Origin of the sequence: Streptomyces sp. NPDC049687 (assembly GCF_044465285.1) — a bacterium.
Lineage (GTDB): Bacteria > Actinomycetota > Actinomycetes > Streptomycetales > Streptomycetaceae > Streptomyces.
The window spans coordinates 500,062-517,716 of sequence record NZ_JBITLN010000005.1; the positions used below are offsets into that span (position 1 = coordinate 500,062).

General features: G+C 70.7%; 18 protein-coding genes. 7 read left to right on the forward strand and 11 right to left on the reverse strand.

Translation table 11 applies throughout. The features are described 5' to 3' along the window. Positions 1-13: 13 nt before the first annotated feature. Genes ACIBVL_RS19365 through ACIBVL_RS19375 form a run of 3 tightly spaced genes read right to left on the reverse strand, consistent with a single transcriptional unit; the run spans position 14 to position 3,912 of the window. Positions 14-1,312, reverse strand: coding sequence for an acyltransferase (locus ACIBVL_RS19365; RefSeq protein WP_399098384.1), 1,299 nt, complete (start codon positions 1,310-1,312; stop codon positions 14-16). Then, positions 1,258-3,597, reverse strand: a complete 2,340-nt coding sequence (locus ACIBVL_RS19370; RefSeq protein ID WP_399098385.1) for a bifunctional polysaccharide deacetylase/glycosyltransferase family 2 protein — start codon at positions 3,595-3,597, stop codon at positions 1,258-1,260. The genes ACIBVL_RS19365 and ACIBVL_RS19370 overlap by 55 nt, the downstream gene beginning before the upstream one ends. Before the next feature lie 18 nt (positions 3,598-3,615). Beyond that, entirely contained in the window at positions 3,616-3,912 is a 297-nt protein-coding gene (locus ACIBVL_RS19375; protein ID WP_399098386.1) for a hypothetical protein, read from the reverse strand. A gap of 406 nt (positions 3,913-4,318) precedes the next feature. On the opposite strand from ACIBVL_RS19375, the gene ACIBVL_RS19380 reads away from it, so the two are divergent. Next, complete coding sequence (locus tag ACIBVL_RS19380; protein WP_399098387.1) at positions 4,319-5,359, forward strand: chitinase; 1,041 nt, start codon at positions 4,319-4,321, stop codon at positions 5,357-5,359. Positions 5,360-5,365: 6 nt separating this feature from the next. Here ACIBVL_RS19380 and ACIBVL_RS19385 read toward each other — a convergent pair whose 3' ends face one another. The 5 genes from ACIBVL_RS19385 to ACIBVL_RS19405 all read right to left on the reverse strand — a co-directional run bounded on the left by ACIBVL_RS19385 (position 5,366) and on the right by ACIBVL_RS19405 (position 10,821). Then, the gene (locus ACIBVL_RS19385; RefSeq protein WP_399098388.1) at positions 5,366-6,013 is read right to left on the reverse strand and encodes a hypothetical protein; all 648 of its coding nucleotides are present in this window, start codon (positions 6,011-6,013) and stop codon (positions 5,366-5,368) included. A 7-nt stretch (positions 6,014-6,020) separates the two neighbouring features. Further along, positions 6,021-7,220, reverse strand: a complete 1,200-nt coding sequence (gene mqnC / locus ACIBVL_RS19390; RefSeq protein WP_399098390.1) for a cyclic dehypoxanthinyl futalosine synthase — start codon at positions 7,218-7,220, stop codon at positions 6,021-6,023. 72 nt (positions 7,221-7,292) lie between these two features. Beyond that, positions 7,293-8,219: a prepilin peptidase gene (locus tag ACIBVL_RS19395; protein ID WP_399098391.1), complete on the reverse strand. Its 927-nt coding sequence runs from the start codon at positions 8,217-8,219 to the stop codon at positions 7,293-7,295. Next, positions 8,220-9,893 carry a serine/threonine-protein kinase gene (locus tag ACIBVL_RS19400; protein WP_399098392.1) on the reverse strand — a complete coding sequence of 558 codons (1,674 nt, stop codon included), beginning with the start codon at positions 9,891-9,893 and terminating at the stop codon, positions 8,220-8,222. Between the two features lie 79 nt (positions 9,894-9,972). Then, positions 9,973-10,821 (reverse strand): menaquinone biosynthetic enzyme MqnA/MqnD family protein, encoded by an 849-nt coding sequence (locus ACIBVL_RS19405; RefSeq protein ID WP_399098393.1) that lies wholly within the window; start codon positions 10,819-10,821, stop codon positions 9,973-9,975. A gap of 297 nt (positions 10,822-11,118) precedes the next feature. Between ACIBVL_RS19405 and ACIBVL_RS19410 the strand changes: the two genes are divergently transcribed. Then, the gene (locus ACIBVL_RS19410; protein ID WP_004984723.1) at positions 11,119-11,322 is read left to right on the forward strand and encodes a cold-shock protein; all 204 of its coding nucleotides are present in this window, start codon (positions 11,119-11,121) and stop codon (positions 11,320-11,322) included. A 137-nt stretch (positions 11,323-11,459) separates the two neighbouring features. Here ACIBVL_RS19410 and ACIBVL_RS19415 read toward each other — a convergent pair whose 3' ends face one another. Beyond that, positions 11,460-12,023 carry a helix-turn-helix domain-containing protein gene (locus ACIBVL_RS19415; protein WP_399098395.1) on the reverse strand — a complete coding sequence of 188 codons (564 nt, stop codon included), beginning with the start codon at positions 12,021-12,023 and terminating at the stop codon, positions 11,460-11,462. A 67-nt stretch (positions 12,024-12,090) separates the two neighbouring features. Here ACIBVL_RS19415 and ACIBVL_RS19420 point away from each other — a divergent pair, with 67 nt between their 5' ends. From ACIBVL_RS19420 to ACIBVL_RS19430, 3 genes are read left to right on the forward strand one after another with little or no spacing between them, the layout of a single operon-like run. Then, the gene (locus tag ACIBVL_RS19420) at positions 12,091-12,792 is read left to right on the forward strand and encodes an AzlC family ABC transporter permease (RefSeq protein ID WP_399098396.1); all 702 of its coding nucleotides are present in this window, start codon (positions 12,091-12,093) and stop codon (positions 12,790-12,792) included. Continuing rightward, a complete protein-coding gene (locus ACIBVL_RS19425) occupies positions 12,789-13,103 on the forward strand; it encodes an AzlD domain-containing protein (protein ID WP_399098397.1) in 315 nt (104 codons plus the stop codon). The genes ACIBVL_RS19420 and ACIBVL_RS19425 overlap by 4 nt, the downstream gene beginning before the upstream one ends. A gap of 52 nt (positions 13,104-13,155) precedes the next feature. Next, positions 13,156-13,821, forward strand: a complete 666-nt coding sequence (locus tag ACIBVL_RS19430) for a class I SAM-dependent DNA methyltransferase (protein ID WP_399098398.1) — start codon at positions 13,156-13,158, stop codon at positions 13,819-13,821. A 3-nt stretch (positions 13,822-13,824) separates the two neighbouring features. Here the strand turns inward: ACIBVL_RS19430 and chvE are convergent, their stop codons facing one another. Then, the gene (gene chvE / locus ACIBVL_RS19435) at positions 13,825-14,916 is read right to left on the reverse strand and encodes a multiple monosaccharide ABC transporter substrate-binding protein (RefSeq protein WP_399098399.1); all 1,092 of its coding nucleotides are present in this window, start codon (positions 14,914-14,916) and stop codon (positions 13,825-13,827) included. 336 nt (positions 14,917-15,252) lie between these two features. Beyond that, on the reverse strand, positions 15,253-15,744 hold the full coding sequence (locus ACIBVL_RS19440; protein WP_399098400.1) for a peptidylprolyl isomerase: 492 nt from the start codon (positions 15,742-15,744) through the stop codon (positions 15,253-15,255). A gap of 203 nt (positions 15,745-15,947) precedes the next feature. Here ACIBVL_RS19440 and ACIBVL_RS19445 point away from each other — a divergent pair, with 203 nt between their 5' ends. Then, positions 15,948-16,541 (forward strand): RNA polymerase sigma factor, encoded by a 594-nt coding sequence (locus ACIBVL_RS19445; protein ID WP_399098402.1) that lies wholly within the window; start codon positions 15,948-15,950, stop codon positions 16,539-16,541. Further along, positions 16,538-17,611: a CU044_5270 family protein gene (locus ACIBVL_RS19450; protein WP_399098403.1), complete on the forward strand. Its 1,074-nt coding sequence runs from the start codon at positions 16,538-16,540 to the stop codon at positions 17,609-17,611. Before ACIBVL_RS19445 ends, ACIBVL_RS19450 begins: the two co-directional genes overlap by 4 nt. Positions 17,612-17,655 lie beyond the last annotated feature (44 nt).

A 17,655-nucleotide genomic window follows, 5' to 3' on the forward strand; every position in this document is an offset into this window, starting at 1 on the left:
TTACAGCACGCCCTCAGGGCAGAAGTGCCGGCTTCTTCTTCGCCGCCACGTCCTCCACCCACCCGCACAGCAGGACGAAGACCGCGATCAGCACCCAGGCCACCCCGAACATGAACCACTGGCTCTCCAGCGGCAGGTACGTCTCGAACGCGGGCACGTTCCAGAACTGGTCGATGAGGGGGACCGCGAGAATCAGGGCGATCTGGTGCCAGAGGTAGATCGTGACCGCGCGCGCGTTGAAGACGGTGACGAGCCGGTTCGTACGGCGCAGACGGGTCAGCCGGGCGAAGTCGATCCGGAAGTACGCCTTCGCCCACATCAGCGGCAGCACGAAGCCGGCCGACCAGAAGGCCTGCGCGACGGGGTTCTCGTCCAGGTCGTAGGTGCCGAAGTCGGCCTGGTGGGAGAAGGCGTACCAGCCGCCGCAGCCGATCGCCGCGAGGGAGGCCACGGCGACCGCGGCCGGCTTCATCCGCTCCAGAACGCCGTCGCGGTGGGCGAAACCCAGCATCCAGCAGAAGAGGTACGTCGACAGGTCCCACAGCACGGTGCCCAGCCGGTTGTCCGGGCCCGACCAGACGAAGTTCAGGACCAGGATCGGCGTGAGGGAGAGGGCGAGGACCGGGAGGGGGGCCAGGCGGAACACACGGAGCAGGACGGGGGAGAGCAGGACGAACCAGAGGTACGTGCGCAGGTACCAGAGGATCTCCCAGGCCTGCTCGCCCCAGGCGTTGCCCGGGGGGTCGCCCAGCGGGACGACCCAGTAGACGATCTCCCAGTTCGGCATCCAGCCGTGGATCAGCATCGCCAGGACCACGAAGACGCCCCAGAACCAGAAGGGGGGCAGGAGGCGGCGGAGGCGGCTCTTGACCACCTTCGGTGCCGGGCGCTCCAGGGACTTGGCCATGAGGGTGCCGGCGAGGCCGAACATGATGCCCATGGAGGGGAAGACCATGCCTGCCCAGGCCCAGCCGAAGGTGTGGTAGGTGACGACGCGGACGAGGGCGAGGGCGCGGAGGGTGTCGAAGTAGCGGTCCCTCGCGGGTGCGGGTGGGCCGGACTCCCGGACCCCTGTCACCTCGGTGCCCGGTGCCGCCGGCTGTGCCCACTCTCCCCCGCGCTCGGCTTCGCCCGAGCGGAGGGACCCCCGTCGCCCCGCGGCACGACTTCCCACAGCGGTGGCCGCGGTCAACACCGCCCCGTCGGCGGAGTCCGCCGCGGCCCCCCGTGCCTGCCCGCCCCTTCGGTGCGACCCCATCAGCTCACCCCCGCCGGTGTCCCGACCTCGCCCGTTCGCTTCAGCTTCTGCCACCTCAGGCGGCCGCCGGTCAGGGCGGTGACGCAGGAGTGGATGAGGACGAGGTACATCATCTGGCGGTAGGCCAGTTGCTGCAGCGGCATCATCCACAGGTAGCGGTACCGCTCGCCGTCCAGGCGGAACGCGTACGCCGCGCAGCCCAGTTGCACGCCCAGCACCGCGAGCCAGGCCAGCAGGGCCGCCTGGAAGTCGATGAAGATCATCGAGTAGAGGGTGAAGACGTCGATGAGCGGGGCGAAGACCGGCGTGATGATCTGGAAGAGGACGACCAGCGGCATGCCGACGCGGCCGAAGCGGCCCGAAGGGCCCTTGTCCGTCAATGACTTGCGGTGTTTCCAGAGCGCCTGCATGGTGCCGTAGGACCAGCGGTACCGCTGGGACCACAGCTGCTTCAGGGAGCCCGGCGCCTCCGTCCAGGCCTTGGCGTGCTCCTGGTAGACGACCCGCCGGCCCGCGCGGTGCATGGCGATCGTGATGTCGGTGTCCTCGGCGAGGGTGTCCTCGCTCATGCCGCCGACCTCCAGCACGGCGTCCCGGCGGAACGCGCCGATCGCACCCGGGATCGTCGGCATGCAGCGCAGCAGGTCGTACATCCGGCGGTCGAGGTTGAAGCCCATCACGTACTCGATGTGCTGCCAGGCGCCGATGACGGTGTTGCGGTTGCCGACCTTGGCGTTGCCCGCGACCGCGCCGACCTCCGGATCGGCGAAGGGCTGCACCAACTGGTGCACGGCGTCGGGCTCGAAGACGGTGTCACCGTCCATCATGATGACGATGTCGTAACTGGCGTTGCGGACGCCGTTGTTGAGGGCGGCCGGCTTGCCCGCGTTCTCCTGCCGGATGACCCGGACGTTCGTCATGCCGAGGGACATCGCCGCCTCGCGCGAGATCTCGGACGTGCCGTCCGTCGACCCGTCGTCGACCACGATGATCTCGATGGGATGGGTGCTCCGCGCCAGCGACCGCAGCGTGTTGGCGATGCACTCCTTCTCGTTGTACGCCGGGACGATCACGCTCACCGGGCGGGTGACGGTCGGCCCCCAGCCGAAACGGCGCTTGTTGCGCAGTCTGTGGTGGCGGCGGGCGAGGACGAGCATCATCCCGAAGCGGCCCATGACCGCCACGCCCACGACCATCAGCCCCACCGACAGCGTGGGAACCGTCCACTCGGCGAGCGCGACCGCCGCGATGAGGGCCTTGCCCTCGTAGAGGGTCACCCCGGTGGCCTCGCGATGGGCGGCCTGGAGGGGGTTGCGCGCGGCAGCCGCTCCCGTGCCGGTGGTGCCTGCCTCACCGTTCCGTACGCCTTCCGGCTGCTCGCCGGTGACACCGGAGCCGGCCTCCCCGTAACCGGCCGCACCGGCCGCCCGCTGCTGCCCGCCCGCGTTCTGGCCGGCGTTCTGCTCCCGCAGCACACCGCTGACGGTGGTGAAGCTGTACCCCGCCGCCTTCATCTTCTCGATGTACCGCGGCAGCGCCTTGATGGTCTGCGACCTCTCGCCTCCCGCGTCGTGGAAGAGCACCGACGCGCCCTTGCCGTCCTCCGGCGTGGCCCACTTGATGATCTTCGAGACGCCCGGCTTCTTCCAGTCGTCGCTGTCGGTGTCGACGAAGACGCTGGTGTAGCCGTCCGAGCCGAGCTCCTGGTAGACGGGCCAGCTGTAGTTGTCGATGGCGTCCGTCTTGGAGGAGTACGGGGCCCGGAAGAGCGTGGTCGTGATGCCGGCCGCGCCCGCGAGCGCGAGCTGGGTCTGCTGCATCTCGCGGGCGACGCGGGAATCGCTCTGGTAGGAGAGGTCGACGTGGGTGAACGTGTGGATGCCCACCTCGTTCCCCTGCTCGACCATGTCCTGCACGATGGCCGGGTAGCGCGAGACCATCGAGCCCACCAGGAAGAACGTGCCGGGCACGTCGTACTCCTGGAGGATCTCGAGGACCTTCGGCGTCCAGGTCGGGTTCGGACCGTCGTCGAAGGTGAGCGCGATCGTCTTGTCCGGCACGGAGACCGTGGTGGCCCGGCCGCCCCGGAAGGTGAGGATCGGCCCGCCGTCGAGGACGTCGTCGGGGACCTTGCTGGAGCCGGCGCCGGTGCGCACGCGCTGGTCGCCGCCGACCTCGGCGCGCAGATAGCCGTCGAGCAGCATCACGCTGGTCAGCGCGAGCAGGAGCAGCAGGGCGAGGATGACGCGCGGTTTCTGCAGCGCCGCGGCCTTTCCCGCCGCCCGCTTCATCCGGGTGGGGGCGCGGCGGCGCCCGCGCGAGGGAGTCGTCGTGGTCATGGTGGTGGTGCGGTCCCGTCAGTTGGCGGAGGCGGTGGCGGACGGCGAGGCGGTGCCCGTGCGCAGCCCGGAGGGGCCGGTGCCGCCCGGCGCGCCCACCTGGTTGCCGAGGCCCCCGTCGGGGCGGATGCCGCCCCCGGGCCCCTGACGGTTCTGGTAGCCCTGGCCGCCGAAGGGCAGGAGCGAGGAGGGTGTGAGGGAGCTGCCCCAGCCCATGAAGGCGGCGCCCAGGACGGCGGCGTAGGCGAGGCAGCCGACGCCGAGGAGGATGCCGACCCGGCGCAGCAGCTTGGACCTGCGTCCTGAGTTGTCCACGAACACGGGCCCATCGGCGGCGTTGCCGCCGCGTTTGCGACGGCGACCGCGAACGGCGTCACGACTATCGACGGCAGGCTCGGAAGACTCGGAATGCATTCCCCGGACATTAGGGAGTCTTTATGTGTCAGAAACCCGGAAACTCATGTGAGAGACCCATGAGAAACTCCTTAATCTGTCTCCTTCCTGAGAGTTTCCCAGAAAGCCTGCGGGAAGCACCCCTCGTGATGCAGGGTTGAATGCCCCTCTTGAGGGGGTGATTGTCCGTTTTTACAGTGGCCTGTCCATGACCTCCCTGTACGTTCACTGTTCAAAATTTGTGCGGCTTCATGTGAGAAATTTTCACCTGGAATACGTACTCCTATTTTCCCCTGAGACAGAAATCACGAGAGCGGGTGCATGCGCGATGAGGAGTTTCCTGAAGCCGCTGGCGGGGCTCAGTTGCTTGTTTGCCCTGGCCACGGCGGGGTGCTCCGCGGGGTCCGACGGCAGTGCGGACGCAGCACCCGGGCCGTCCCGACGGAGCTCGTCGTCCCCCTCGGCGACGGCCGCGGAGGCCGCCGCTTCCTCCACCACGGCCTACGCGCCGTACGTCAGCGCGACGGAAGCCTCCGACAACGACTCCGCGGGCTCGCCGGCGGCGTACAACCTGGCGTTCGTCATCTCCGACGGCAGCGGTTGCACACCGGAGTGGAACGGGACGGTCGCCGTCGACGACACGGCGGTGGCCTCCCGTGTCTCGGCGCTCACGGAGTCGGGCGCCACGGTCCGCGTCTCCTTCGGCGGGGCGTCCGGCAAGGAGCTGGCATCGACCTGTGACAGCGCGTCCGCGCTGGCGAAGGCGTACGGCGCCGCGCTCGACGCGGCCGGCTCCAGCCGGGCCGACTTCGACATCGAGGGCGACGAACTGACCGACTCCGACTCGGTCGCCCGGCGTTCGAAGGCGATCGCCCTGCTCCAGGAGGACCGTCCCGGCCTGGAGGTCTCCTTCACCCTGCCGGTGATGCCGTCCGGCCTGGACGACGACGGCTTGGCGCTGCTGGAGTCCGCCAACGAGTACGACGTCCAGGTGTCCACGGTCAATCTGATGACCATGAACTACGGCGAGTCGTACGCCGGGGACATGGGGTCGTACGCGATCACCTCGGCGACGGCCGCGCAGGCCCAGTTGAGGGAGGTGTTCGGCACGGCGGACGAGACCGCCTGGAAGGGGCTGGCGCTGACCTCGATGATCGGGACGAACGACGTCGACAACGAGACGTTCTCCTTGGCGGACGCGGCTCAGGTGCGGGCGTTCGCCGAGAAGAAGGGGGTGGCGTGGGTGTCGATGTGGGCGACGTTCCGGGACCAGCAGTGTGCGGACGGGACGTCCACGGATGACGCGCCGACCAACTGCAGTGGCGTGGAGCAGAGTCCGGGGGCGTTCGCGGAGGCGTTCACCGGGTAGGGCGGGTCACCTGGACCGGTACACCAACTTGCCCTCGATCACCGTGACCACGCAGTGGGACGCGCCCTTCGCTGCCAGCGTTTCCTCGTCGGGGACGTCGAAGACGGTGAAGGTCGCGGGCATGCCGGCGCCGGGGAACAGGGGCATGAGGATCGCGGCCACGAGATCCCGACCCGCCAAGGGGTCCAGCGACGGCGGGCCTTCGGGGGCGTGGAACCGCTCCTCGACCGACAGCCCCGCCCGGCGAACGGCGTCCATGACGGCGGGCCGCCACAGGTCTCCTGCCACGGCCACCGTCCCGTGTGCCAGCATCCGTTGCACCCCGCGCCGCGCACTCGCGCCCCAGCGGGCGTCCGTCATGGGCAGGGCCGCGAGTGCCTCACCGGTGAGCGGCTCGCCGCCCAGTTCCCCGGCCTCGCGCGGGTCCGGATGGTAGGCGCCTTCCAGGAGTTCGGGGCCGTACCGGTTGACGAGCCCAGGGGTGAGCAGTCCCGGCCAGCGCCGCACCCGAGCACTCGGGTGGGCAGCCGCCAGCTCCTCGTACGGCCCCGCGGCCACGCACTCGCGCCCGTCCACGAGCACCGCGCCACCGGGCACCGACGGCCGCTTCGGGTCGCCGGACACCAGCAGGTCGGCGGCGTGAATCGTCAGCAACGGGGCCCTAGTTGGAGGCGAGGATCGTCAGCTCTGGGTGGGCCGTGCCGCCCGCGATCGCCGTCGAGGAGATGTGCGAGACGACCCGCTCGTCGACGGGGTCGTTCGCCGGGTCCTCGTGGACGACGAGGTGCTCGTACGTCGTGGACCGCTGGGCGGGCACCCGGCCCGCCTTGCGGATGAGGTCGATGATCTCCAGCCGGTTGGAGCGGTGCTTGGCGCCGGCCGAGGAGACGACGTTCTCCTCCAGCATGATCGAGCCGAGGTCGTCGGCGCCGTAGTGCAGGGAGAGTTGGCCGACCTCCTTGCCGGTGGTCAGCCAGGAGCCCTGGATGTGCTGGATGTTGTCCATGAACAGCCGGGCGATGGCGATCATCCGCAGGTACTCGAAGATCGTGGCCTGCGTACGGCCCTTCAGGTGGTTGTTCTCGGGCTGGTAGGTGTACGGGATGAAGGCGCGGAAGCCGCCCGTCCGGTCCTGTACGTCGCGGATCATCCGCAGGTGCTCGATGCGCTCGGCGTTGGTCTCGCCGGTGCCCATCAGCATGGTGGACGTCGACTCGACGCCCAGCCGGTGCGCGGTCTCCATGATCTCCAGCCAGCGCTCGCCGGACTCCTTGAGGGGCGCGATGGCCTTGCGGGGGCGTGCGGGGAGGAGTTCCGCGCCGGCGCCGGCGAAGGAGTCGAGACCGGCCGCGTGGATCCGGGTGATCGCCTCCTCGACGCTCACCTTGGAGATCCGGGCCATGTGCTCGACCTCGGACGCGCCCAGCGAGTGGATCACCAGCTGCGGGAACGCCTCCTTGATGGCGGCGAAGTGCTTCTCGTAGTACTCCACTCCGTAGTCCGGGTGGTGCCCGCCCTGGAACATGATCTGGGTGCCGCCCAGTTCGACGGTCTCGGCACAGCGGCGCAGGATGTCGTCGAGGTCGCGCGTCCAGCCCTTGGCCGTGTCCTTGGGAGCGGCGTAGAAGGCACAGAACTTGCACGCCGTGACGCACACGTTGGTGTAGTTGATGTTCCGCTCGATGATGTACGTCGCGATGTGCTCGGTACCGGCGTACTTCCGCCGCCGCACGGCATCGGCGGCGGCACCCAGCGCGTGCAGGGGCGCGTCGCGGTAGAGGGCCAGCGCCTCCTCGGGGGTGATCCGCCCACCCTCGGCGGCACGGTCGAGCACTGACGGGAGGTCGGCCTTCTCGGTCACCGGGAGCGTCCCTTTCGTAAGGGTTGTGGACGGACCGAACCAGCCTACGCCAGCGCGTTCGCAGGGCTCACCTCAGGCCGCGTACGCCCCTATCAGCAGCCCGACGAAGGCTCCCGCCAGCATGAACGGCCCGAACGGGATCCCCGTCCGGCGCCCGGCCCGGCCCAGGACGACGAGCACGCCGCCGTACAGCGCGCCGAGCAGGAACGCGGCGAAGGTGCCCAGCATGACGGTCGGCCAGCCGTACCAGCCGAGGACGGCGCCCGTGCCGAGGGCCAGTTTCACGTCGCCGAAAGCCAGGCCGGCGGGACTGATGAGGTGCAGGAGCAGATGGCCGCCGCCGAGGAGCAGGCCGCCCAGCAGGGCCGTCGTCCAGTGCCCGGCGTGCTCGGGCAGCAGCGCGGCGCCGCCGAGGAGGGCCGGGGCGGCGGCCGCGAGGGGCAGGGTCAGCGCGTCGGGCAGCCGCTGCACCCGCAGATCGACGACGGCCAGCAGCACCCCCACAGGCGCGAGCAGCAGCCAGACGGCCAGCTCGGGCCGCAGCCCGGTGGCCGCGCCGAGAGCGGCGCAGACGAGCGCGGTGACCGGGGGAAGAAGAAGCCCGCCCGGGGCGTACGACCGCGAAGAGACCGCCGGAACAAGCCGCCCGGCGTCCCCCGTCCCCTCCCCGGACGGAGGCGGATGACCGCCGTCCCCCGCCGCCTCCCCACGCGGAGGCAGAGGACCGGCGACTGCGGCTGCGGCCGCCGGCGCACCGGGACCGGCGGCGCACCGGCCGCACCGCGCCGGCCCGAGCCATCCGCGCACCGGGTGCCCGGCAGGGCAGGTGTCCCGCCAGCCACCGCCGTCGTTCTCCTGCCCCTCCGCCTCGGCCTCCCCCTCCCCCTCCTGGGACGGTACGGAGAACCGGTAGGCGGCCCTCGGCAGCAGCGCTCCCGCCAGCACTCCCCACAGGGCGGCGAAGGCGATCAACGTGAGGTCGCTCGGCGGCGTGCTCATCTACCGGACCTTCGACATGCGGGCCGTCGGATTGCCCTCCGCCGCGCTGTCCGACGTGTACGTCAGATCGTCGCCGGTCGGGGTGAGGCGGATCGTGTGGGGTTCCGGATTGCAGCCGGAATGGTTGCTCTTGGCGCCCACCGAGTCGGCGACGACCTCCTTCGCCGTCACCTTCTTCAGCGTCAGCACGTCGACGCAGACCCCGCCGAGCACATCGGTCTGCCGCAGCTCGCCGATTTCCTCGCCGACGTCGGCCGGACGGAGGGTCACCCGGAAGGTGCCCATGGGAAGCGTGCCGCCGAGGCCGCTGCCCTCGCCCTGCCAGGTGCCGGCATAGCGCGCGGGGAGCGCGGTGGGCGCGTCGCCGTCGGTCGGGCTTGAAGCCGCCGTCGGCGCGGAGGAGTAGGCGCCGCCCGAGGTGTCGCTGGGCTGATCGTTGTCGTCCGACCCGAACGGGAACACGATGACCGAGCCCAGGGTCACCGCCGCCAGCGCCCCCGCGACCGCCAGCGCGACGGTGCAGCTCAGCCGTCTCCCGCGGCCGCCCTCCCCCGGGGTCGCGGCGGCCGACACGGTGACCGACACCTTCCCCGGACGCTCACCGCCACCGGTGTCGGGCCGGGCGTCCCGGGGTGCCGGCAGGTCCGCCGGTGTCACGGGGCTCGCGTCCATCACCGGCGGCGGCCCGAACTCCCCCGCGGTCAGCGGCTCGCCGGCCCCCACCGAGGCACTGCTGAACCCCACCGGCCCGGACGCGACGGCTTCGGCCCCCGCGGCCTCCAGGTTCAGCAGTTGTACGGCGCTCCGCCCCACCTGCTCCACCAGCGCACCCGGCAGCCAGCCGCCCGCCACGAGCCGCGCCGCCCCCTCGGGTGCGAGCCGCCGGGCCACTTCGCCGGGGGCAGGCCGGGCCGAGGGGTCCTTGGCGAGGCAGGCCTCGACGACCTCCCGCAGCACCCCCGCCCCCAACTCCCCGAGCGCGGGCTCCTCGTGGACGACCTTGTAGAGCAGCGCGGCCGAGGAGTCGCCGGGGAAGGGCGGCTCGCCGGTCGCCGCGAACGCCAGCACCGCGCCGAGGGAGAAGACGTCGGCCGCGCCCGACACGCCCCGGCCGAGGATCTGTTCGGGGGCCATGTAGCCGGGCGAGCCGACGGAGACGCCGGTGGAGGTGAGCGAGGCCGTGCCGTCCGTCGCGCGGGCGATGCCGAAGTCGATGAGAAGCGGGCCGTCCACCGTGAGCAGCACGTTGGACGGCTTGACGTCCCGGTGCACCAGGCCCAGTTCGTGCACGGCCGCCAGCGCCTCGGCGAGCCCCGCCCCCAGCACCCGTACAGTGTGCTCGGGCAGCGGCCCGCCGACGGAGGCGACGGCCGCGGCGAGCGACGGACCGGCCGCGTACGCGGTCGCCACCCACGGCACGGTGGCCTCGGGATCGGCGTCCAGCACCGGCGCGGTCCACGCGCCGCCGACCCGGCGCGCGGCCTCGACCTCGCGCCGGAAGCGGGCGCGGAACTCCTCGTCGAGCGCGAGGTGCGGGTGCACGATCTTCACGGCGACCGTGCGGCCCCCGGCGCTGCGGCCCAGGAAGACCCGGCCCATACCGCCGGAGCCGAGCCGGCCGAGCAGCCGGTAGGGCCCGACGGCCGTGGGTTCGTCGACTCCGAGCGGCTGCATGGGCGTCCACCCCTCCCCCGTGCGGGACCCGGCAAGGCCCCTGGTCCCCGTAGGACTCGCCAGCAGCGTAGTGGTGTCCCTACGGCTGGAGCAGCTCCACCTTCACGTCCGCCGGGAAGCCGGTCGTCGGACCGACCCGGCGGGCGAACTCCGCGACCGCGTTCAGCTGCGGTGCCCCGAAGCGGAAGTCGAGGGTGGTGAAGTACCGCGCCAGCACCCGCTCGTCGAACGCCTCCCAGCGGGCCGCCTGTTCGGCGACCTTGCCGACCTCGTCCAGGGAGAGGTTGCGGGAGGCGAGGAAGGCCTGGTGGACCTCCCGCGTGATGACCGGCTGGCGGTCCAGGTAGTCGCGGCGGGCGGCCCAGACCGCGAAGACGAACGGCAGCCCGGTCCACTCCTTCCAGAGGGCGCCCAGATCGTGCACCTGGAGCCCGTAGCGCGGCCCGTCCAGCAGGTTGGCCCGCAGCGCCGCGTCGCCGATCAGCACGGCCGCCTCCGCCTCCTGCATCATCAGGCTGAGGTCGGGCGGGCAGGTGTAGTACTCGGGCCGGACGCCGAAACGGTCCGCCAGCAGCAGCTGGGCCAGGCGCACGGAGGTGCGCGAGGTGGAGCCGAGGGCGACGCGGGCGCCGTCCAGCTCCTCCAGCGGGACCTGCGAGACGATCACGCAGGACATGACCGGGCCGTCGCAGCCGACCGCGATGTCGGGGAAGGCGACCAGGTCGTCGGCGTTCCTGAGGAACTCGACCAGGGTGATGGGCCCGATGTCGAGGTCGCCCTGCACCAGCTGCTCGCTGAGCTTCTCCGGGGTGTCCTTGGTGAGCTCGAAGTCGAGGAGCGTGCCCGTTCTCGCGAGCCCCCAGTAGAGGGGCAGGCAGTTCAGGAACTGGATGTGGCCGACGCGCGGCCGGGTGCGAGAATTGTCCACATCGCGAGGCTAGCCCCGGAGGAGTACGCTGCGGACTCCGGCCCCCGGGTCAACCACAGGGTCAACCCGTCCCAAGGATCTTCAAACATCCGGGTGACGTGATCTTGACCTCTATTGCTTTCGGCTGCCCGCGTGCTAGGCTCGCCGCAAGTTGCAGTTTGGTTTCCCTTGCAGTACAGAGCCTGCGGAGCATGTAACCGCGGGCTCTTGACATTTTCAGACGTATGCATTGTGCGGCACTGCTTTCACACTTGCAGGTTCTGGAGCAGGGCAACCCTTTGGGCCCAAGGAGGGCTTATGGCTACCGGAACCGTGAAGTGGTTCAACGCCGAAAAGGGCTTTGGCTTCATCGCCCAGGAAGGCGGCGGCCCCGACGTCTTCGTCCACTACTCCGCGATCAACGCCACGGGTTTCCGTTCCCTCGAGGAGAACCAGCAGGTCTCCTTCGATGTGACGCAGGGCCCGAAGGGTCCGCAGGCGGAGAACGTCACCCCCGTGTGACGATCCACCCCCCTGTGATCGCAGTCTGAAAGCAGTACCCAAGGAGCCCCGTGCCGGCCGGCACGGGGCTCCTGCCTTTTCGCGTCACGGCATCCCGTCGCGGGACTCCCGGAAAGTCCCGGTGAATTCCCGGTGACTCACAGGTGCTGCATGACCAGCACGAAGCTCGTCCCCGGTGCCAGCGCCTCGTACGCATGCGGCACATCACCCCGATAAGTCAGATAGTCCCCCGGCTCGAGTTCGAAAAGCTCCCCCGCCGGCCCGGCCTTCACCCTCCCCGTGCTCACGATCAGATGCTCGACCGTGCCCGGGATGTGCGGCTCCGACACGCGGGCGGCGCCCGGCTCGGCCCGCAGGTGGTAGATGTCCCGCCGGGCGCCCGGCGGGCTGGCCGACAGGAGGGTCGCGGCATACGGCGCCTGCTCCGAGGCGACGGTCGGCCCCTGCCCCGCCCGGATCACCCGTACGGCGGGCGCCGGCGGCTCGACCAGCGCGCTGAACGGCACGCCCAGCGCCACGCCCAGCGCCCAGAGGGTCTCCACGCTCGGATTGCCGCTCGCCGCCTCCAGCTGGGAGAGCGTGGACTTCGCGATTCCGGCCCGTTTGGCCAGCTCGGAGAGGGACAGCCCGGCGCGGGTGCGCTCGCGGCGCAGGGCGGCGGCGATCCAGTCGAGAGGGAGACGGGAGGGTGTGTCGGGCATGGCGTTCGCTCCATCGGTACGTTCGTTCGCCTTGACGAACGGGGCCACTCTGTTCATTGTAGAAAACATGCGTTCGCCGCAACGAACACCCCGCCCGCCTCGCCCGTCCTCCTCGAAGCCGCTGATCAGGGACAGTTCACTCGTCTGGCTCGCCAGTGGAGTGATTGGTGTCTCCTTCGGCGCGATCTCCGTGGCCGGGGGTCTGCCCGTGTGGGTGCCCGTGGTGATGTCCCTGACGGTGTACGCGGGCTCCGCCCAGTTCAGCGCGGTGGGTGTGCTGCTCGCCGGGGGCGGTCCGCTCGCGGCGGCGGCCACCGGCCTGCTCCTCAACACCCGCACGGCCGCGTTCAGCCTCGCGGTCGCCGACCTCCTCGGGCCCGGCCGGGCGGCCCGGCTCCTCGGCGCCCACCTGGTGACCGACGAGACGGTCGCCTTCGCCCTCGCCCAGTCCGACCCGGCGCGCCGCCGCGCCGCCTTCTGGATCTCCGGCATCGGCCTGTTCACGGTGTGGAACGCGGGCGTCGCCACCGGCGCGCTGGCCGGCGCCGCGCTCGGCGACACCGCCACCTACGGCCTGGACGCCGCCTTCCCCGCCGTACTCGTCGCCCTGGTGCTCCCCGCCCTCCGCAAGGACACCCACCTGCGCCGCCCGGCGGCGTCCGGCGCGCTCCTCGCCCTGGCGGCCACCCCGTTCACCCCGCCCGGCGTGCCGGTACTGCTCGCCCTCGCCGGGCTCCTCCTGTACGGCCGTACGGAGGCCGCCCGATGAACGCGACCGTCACGATGATCCTGGCACTGGCCGTGGGCACGTACGCCTTCCGCCTGGTCGGACCGGCGCTGCACGGACGGGTCGAGCTGCCCGCCCGCGTCCAGGAGCTGCTGTCGGCGGGGGCGGTCGTCCTGCTCGTCGCCCTGCTGGCCGCGGGAGCGCTCACCGAGGCCGGGGGCTTCGCCGGCTGGGCGCGGCCGGCCGGGGTGCTGATGGGAGCGGTGCTGGCGTGGCGGCGGGCGCCCTTCGCGGTGGTGGTGCTGGGGGCGGCGGCGACGGCGGGGGTGCTGCGGGCGGTCGGGGTGGCTTAGAAACGCCCGGAGGCCCATCGGCTGTCAGTGGGGGCGGCTAGGGTCCGCGCCCATGACCGACACCTCAGCGACCACCACTCCCGAGTTCCTCACCGCCACCCGCACCTTCTACGACGCCGTCGCCGAGGACTACGCGGAGCGTTTCCGGGACGGGCTGGCGGCCATGCCGCTGGAGCGGGCCGTGCTCACAGCGTACGCGGAGCTCGTCGGCGCCGGCGGCCGGGTGGCCGACCTGGGGTGCGGCCCCGGCTGGGTGACGGGTTTCCTCGCCTCACTGGGGCTGGAGATGTCCGGGCTCGACCTGTCGGAGTCGATGCTGGCGATCGCGCGGCGCGAGAACCCGGGGATCCGGTTCGAGCAGGGCTCGATGCTGGAGCTGGGCTTCCCCGACGGGGCGCTGGCGGGGGTCGTCTCCTTCTACTCCTCCATCCACACCCCTGTGGACGAACTCCCGTCCCTCTTCTCGGAGCTCCACCGCGTGCTCGCCCCCGGCGGCCTCCTCTTCCTCGGCTTCCAGGTGGGTGACGAGCCCCGCCGCTACGACCGCCCCTGGGGCCACGACGTCGCCCTCGACTTCGAGCGCCGCCGCCCGGAGCGAATGACCGGACTGCTGACGGCGGCGGGTTTCACGCCATTGTCGTGCACGGTACGGGAGCCGGAGACCGGCCGGGGCGAGACGACCCCCCAGGCCTTGCTGATGGCCCGCAAGGACGGCTGACGGCTACTTGAGCTCGGCGTCCGTGTAGAAGCCGCCCGCGACCAGGACGTACTCGTAGTTGCTCTTGTCGACGCTCGTCGGCTGCAGCAGGTAGGCGGGCACGGCCTTGACGCCGTTGTTGTAGTCCCGTCTGTTGTTCAGCTTCGGCGTCCTGCCGCTGAGTATCGCGTCGACCATCTCCGAGGCGACCCCGCCGAGTTCGCGGACGTCCTTGTAGACGGTCTGCGACTGCTCTCCCGCGATGATCGACTTCACCGAGGCCAGTTCGGCGTCCTGGCCGGTGACGACCGGGAAGGGCTTGCTGCCGGTGCCGTAGCCGTATGACTTCAGCGCGGACAGGACACCGATGGAGATGCCGTCGTACGGCGAGAGGACCGCGTCGACCTTCCCGCTCACGTACGACTTGGCGAGGATGCCGTTCATGCGCTTCTGCGCGGTGGCTCCGTCCCAGCGCAGGGTGGTGACCTCGTCGAGCGCGGTCTGCCCGGACTGGACGACCAGCTGCTTGCTGTCCAGGTACGGCTGCAGGAGCGCCATCGCCCCTTCGAAGAAGTACTTGGTGTTGTTGTCGTCGGGGGAACCGGCGAACACCTCGATGTTGAACGGGCCCTTGTCCTTCTCCAGGCCGAGTTTCTCGATGATGTAGAGGGCCTGGAGCCGGCCGACCTGCTCGTTGTCGAAGGACACGTAGTAGTCGACGTGCTCGGTGCCGAGGATGAGCCGGTCGTAGGAGATCACCGGGATGTCCGCGGCGGCGGCCTGCTTGAGCACGTCGTTCAGCGACTTGTTGTCGATGGCCGCGATGATCAGCGCGTCGACGCCCTTCTTGACCATGTCGGCGATCTGCGAGACCTGGGCGTCCGGGTCGTCGTCGCCGTAGGCGAGCTGGGTCTTGTACCCCTTCTCCTTCAGGTCCTTGACCATGCTCTTGCCTTCGGTGATCCAGCGCTCGGAGGCTCGGGTCGGCATGGCGATGCCGATGGTGCCGTCCTTGGAGCCGTCCTCGGCGTCCCCGCTCTGCTGCCCGCAGGCGGACAGGGTGAGGGCGGAGGCGACTCCGGCGAAAGTGGCGAGAGCGGCTCTTCGGCTGCGCATGCTGATCGTTCCTTGTTCTTCTCGTCGTTGAGAGGATGACGGCGTATCAGATGCTGGCGGAGCGGCTGAGAGGGGCGGCCGACGCATGTGTCGCGTCCAGGGCGCAGGGCATTCTTCAGCCGTTCGAAATACCGTCACCAGGTCGAAATGTTGGCGAGACCCTAAGAGCGGGTGCGCCTGGTGTCAACGGGGTGAACAGGAACGGTTACAGAAAGGAGCCGTTTGTCGAGTCGCGGCGGAGTGCCGGGACCGGAGAGGGTGAAGTGGCCGTTGCGGCGGGCGGGGCCGGCGAAGGCGCCCGTCCCGCCGCAGCTCAAGGCAGATGTCTCAGACGGCTCAGACCGTGCCGGACGCCGCGATGGTGACCTTGGCCGAGGTGCGGCCGGACTGGCTGCCGAGGCCCTCGATCGTCTTGACGACGTCCATGCCCTCGACGACCTCGCCGAAGACGACGTGCTTGCCGTCCAGCCAGTCGGTCACGATGGTCGTGATGAAGAACTGGGAGCCGTTGGTGTTCCGGCCGGCGTTGGCCATGCTGAGCAGGCCGGGCTTGGTGTGCTTGAGCTGGAAGTTCTCGTCCTCGAACTTCTCGCCGTAGATGCTCTTGCCGCCGGTGCCGTTGCCGGCGGTGAAGTCGCCGCCCTGGAGCATGAAGTCCGGGATGACGCGGTGGAAGGACGAGCCGGCGTAGCCGAAGCCGTGGACGCCGGTGGCCAGCTCGCGGAAGTTGCGGGCGGTCTTGGGCACGACGTCGTCGTACAGCTTGAAGACGATGCGCCCGGCGGGCTCGTCGTTGATGGTGATGTCGAAGTAAACGTTCTCGCTCATGGGGCCCATGATTCCTCGGTTCGGCCGCCTACCGGTAATCGGCACGGTACGCGCCCGCCCGAAGACCGAGAGTGACCTCGGGAAGAGCGGGCCCGCCGTGCGAGGGCGGTACCCCGAAACCTCCGTGAACCCCTTTCCGCCCGGTCGGCAAGAGCTGGGTGAACGCTGTGTTTTCCTCTGGCCCTCCGACCGACGGACCGTCCATGACTGACTCCGATGCCGTGCTCGTCGCGGCGTCGCTCGACGAACCCGAGCGCTTCGCGGTGCTGTTCGACCGCCACGCGCCCACCATCCACCAGTACGTGGCCCGGCGGCTGGGCCGGGACGCGGCCGACGACGTCACCGCGGAGACGTTCCTGACGGCCTTTCGGATCCGGGCCCGCTACGACGGCGAGCGCGCCGGTGTCCGCCCGTGGCTGCACGGCATCGCGGCCAAGCTGATCAGCCGGCACCGGCGGGAGGAGGTGAAGGCGCTGAGGCTGCTCGCCCGAACCGGGCACGACCCGGTGGCCGAGACCTGGACCGATTCCGCCGACGACCGTGTCGTCGCGCAGGCCGTGTCCCGGCCCCTCGCCAAGGCGCTGGCCAAGCTCTCCGAGGGCGACCGGCACGCGCTGCTGCTGTTCGCCTGGGCCGACTTCACCTACCAGGAGATCGCCGAGGCCCTGGACATCCCGGTGGGGACCGTACGGTCCCGGCTCAACCGGGCTCGCCGCAAGCTGCGCTCCGCGACCGGCGTACTCAGCCCTTTCACCGAACCGTTCGAGCCGCACTTGGCAGAAGGTGACCCCGCATGAACGACGTCGACGAACTGTCCGGACTCCGTGCCCTGCGTTCCGACGCGCCGCGCCCCGACAGCGACCGTCTCGCGCCCCAACGCGCGCTGCTGGACGGGGAGTTCCGGCAGGAGGCCGCCGGGCGGCCGAGGGGCCCCGTGCGTGCTCCCCGGTCCCGCCGCCGTATCGTCCTGGTCGCCGTCGCCGCGGCCGGCGCCCTCGCCGTCACCGGCGGGCTCGTCGTCACCCTGCCCGAGGACTCCGCGCCCGGCGCCGCCCCGCAGCGCGTCTCCGGCCGTCAGGTGCTGTCCGCGCGGGCCTCGGCCGACACGCTCGAACTGGCCGCGGCCACGGTGGAGAAGACCGGCGTCACCGAACCCGGGCCGAAGCAGTGGGTCTACGTGAAGGCCACGTCGATCGGCGACGACGGCACCACGGGGGAGCAGTGGACCCGTTGGGACGGCACGGGCGAGGCCCGGCTGCCCGGTATCCCGCGCGGCACCGAGGACCTGGAGGACTTCGACCCGAACAGGCTCCAGGTCTGGTACGGGCCGAACCAGGAGGAGAAGTGGAAGAAGGAAGGGTACGACGACCGCTCGCAGCGCCAGTTCTACCGCTTCCTCGCGACCCTCCCCAGCGATCCCGGCCGCATGATGAAGGCGATCCGGAAGGAGCACGCCATCGGGGACCTCGAGGGCGAGACCACGGCCCAGCGCGACTGGCGGGAGATCGACGTCCTGTACCGGTCGGTGCTGATCCCGCCGAACGCGCAGGCCGGGCTCTTCCGCGCGCTCGCGAGGATCCCCGGTGCCCGGGTGGAGACGGGCATCAAGGATCCCATCGGGCGCCCGGCCATCGGCGTGATGGTGAACTACGCCGAGCCCACCCCCTCGGGCCACCAGGGCAAGCAGGAGCTGTACTTCGACCCGGAGACGTACGCCTACCTGGGCGAGGAGAGCAACGCCGCGCCGCCCCCCGCCGGCGCCGGGGGCCCCTCGATGGCGCCCGGCGCCCTCGTCGACATCGAGGTCCGCAACGCCTGGGGAGTCGTCGACAAGCCCGGCGAACGCCCGAAGACGACTGCTCCCTGACGGCCTCCACCGCCTCCCGGACCTCCCTGTCCTTGTCGCCCGCG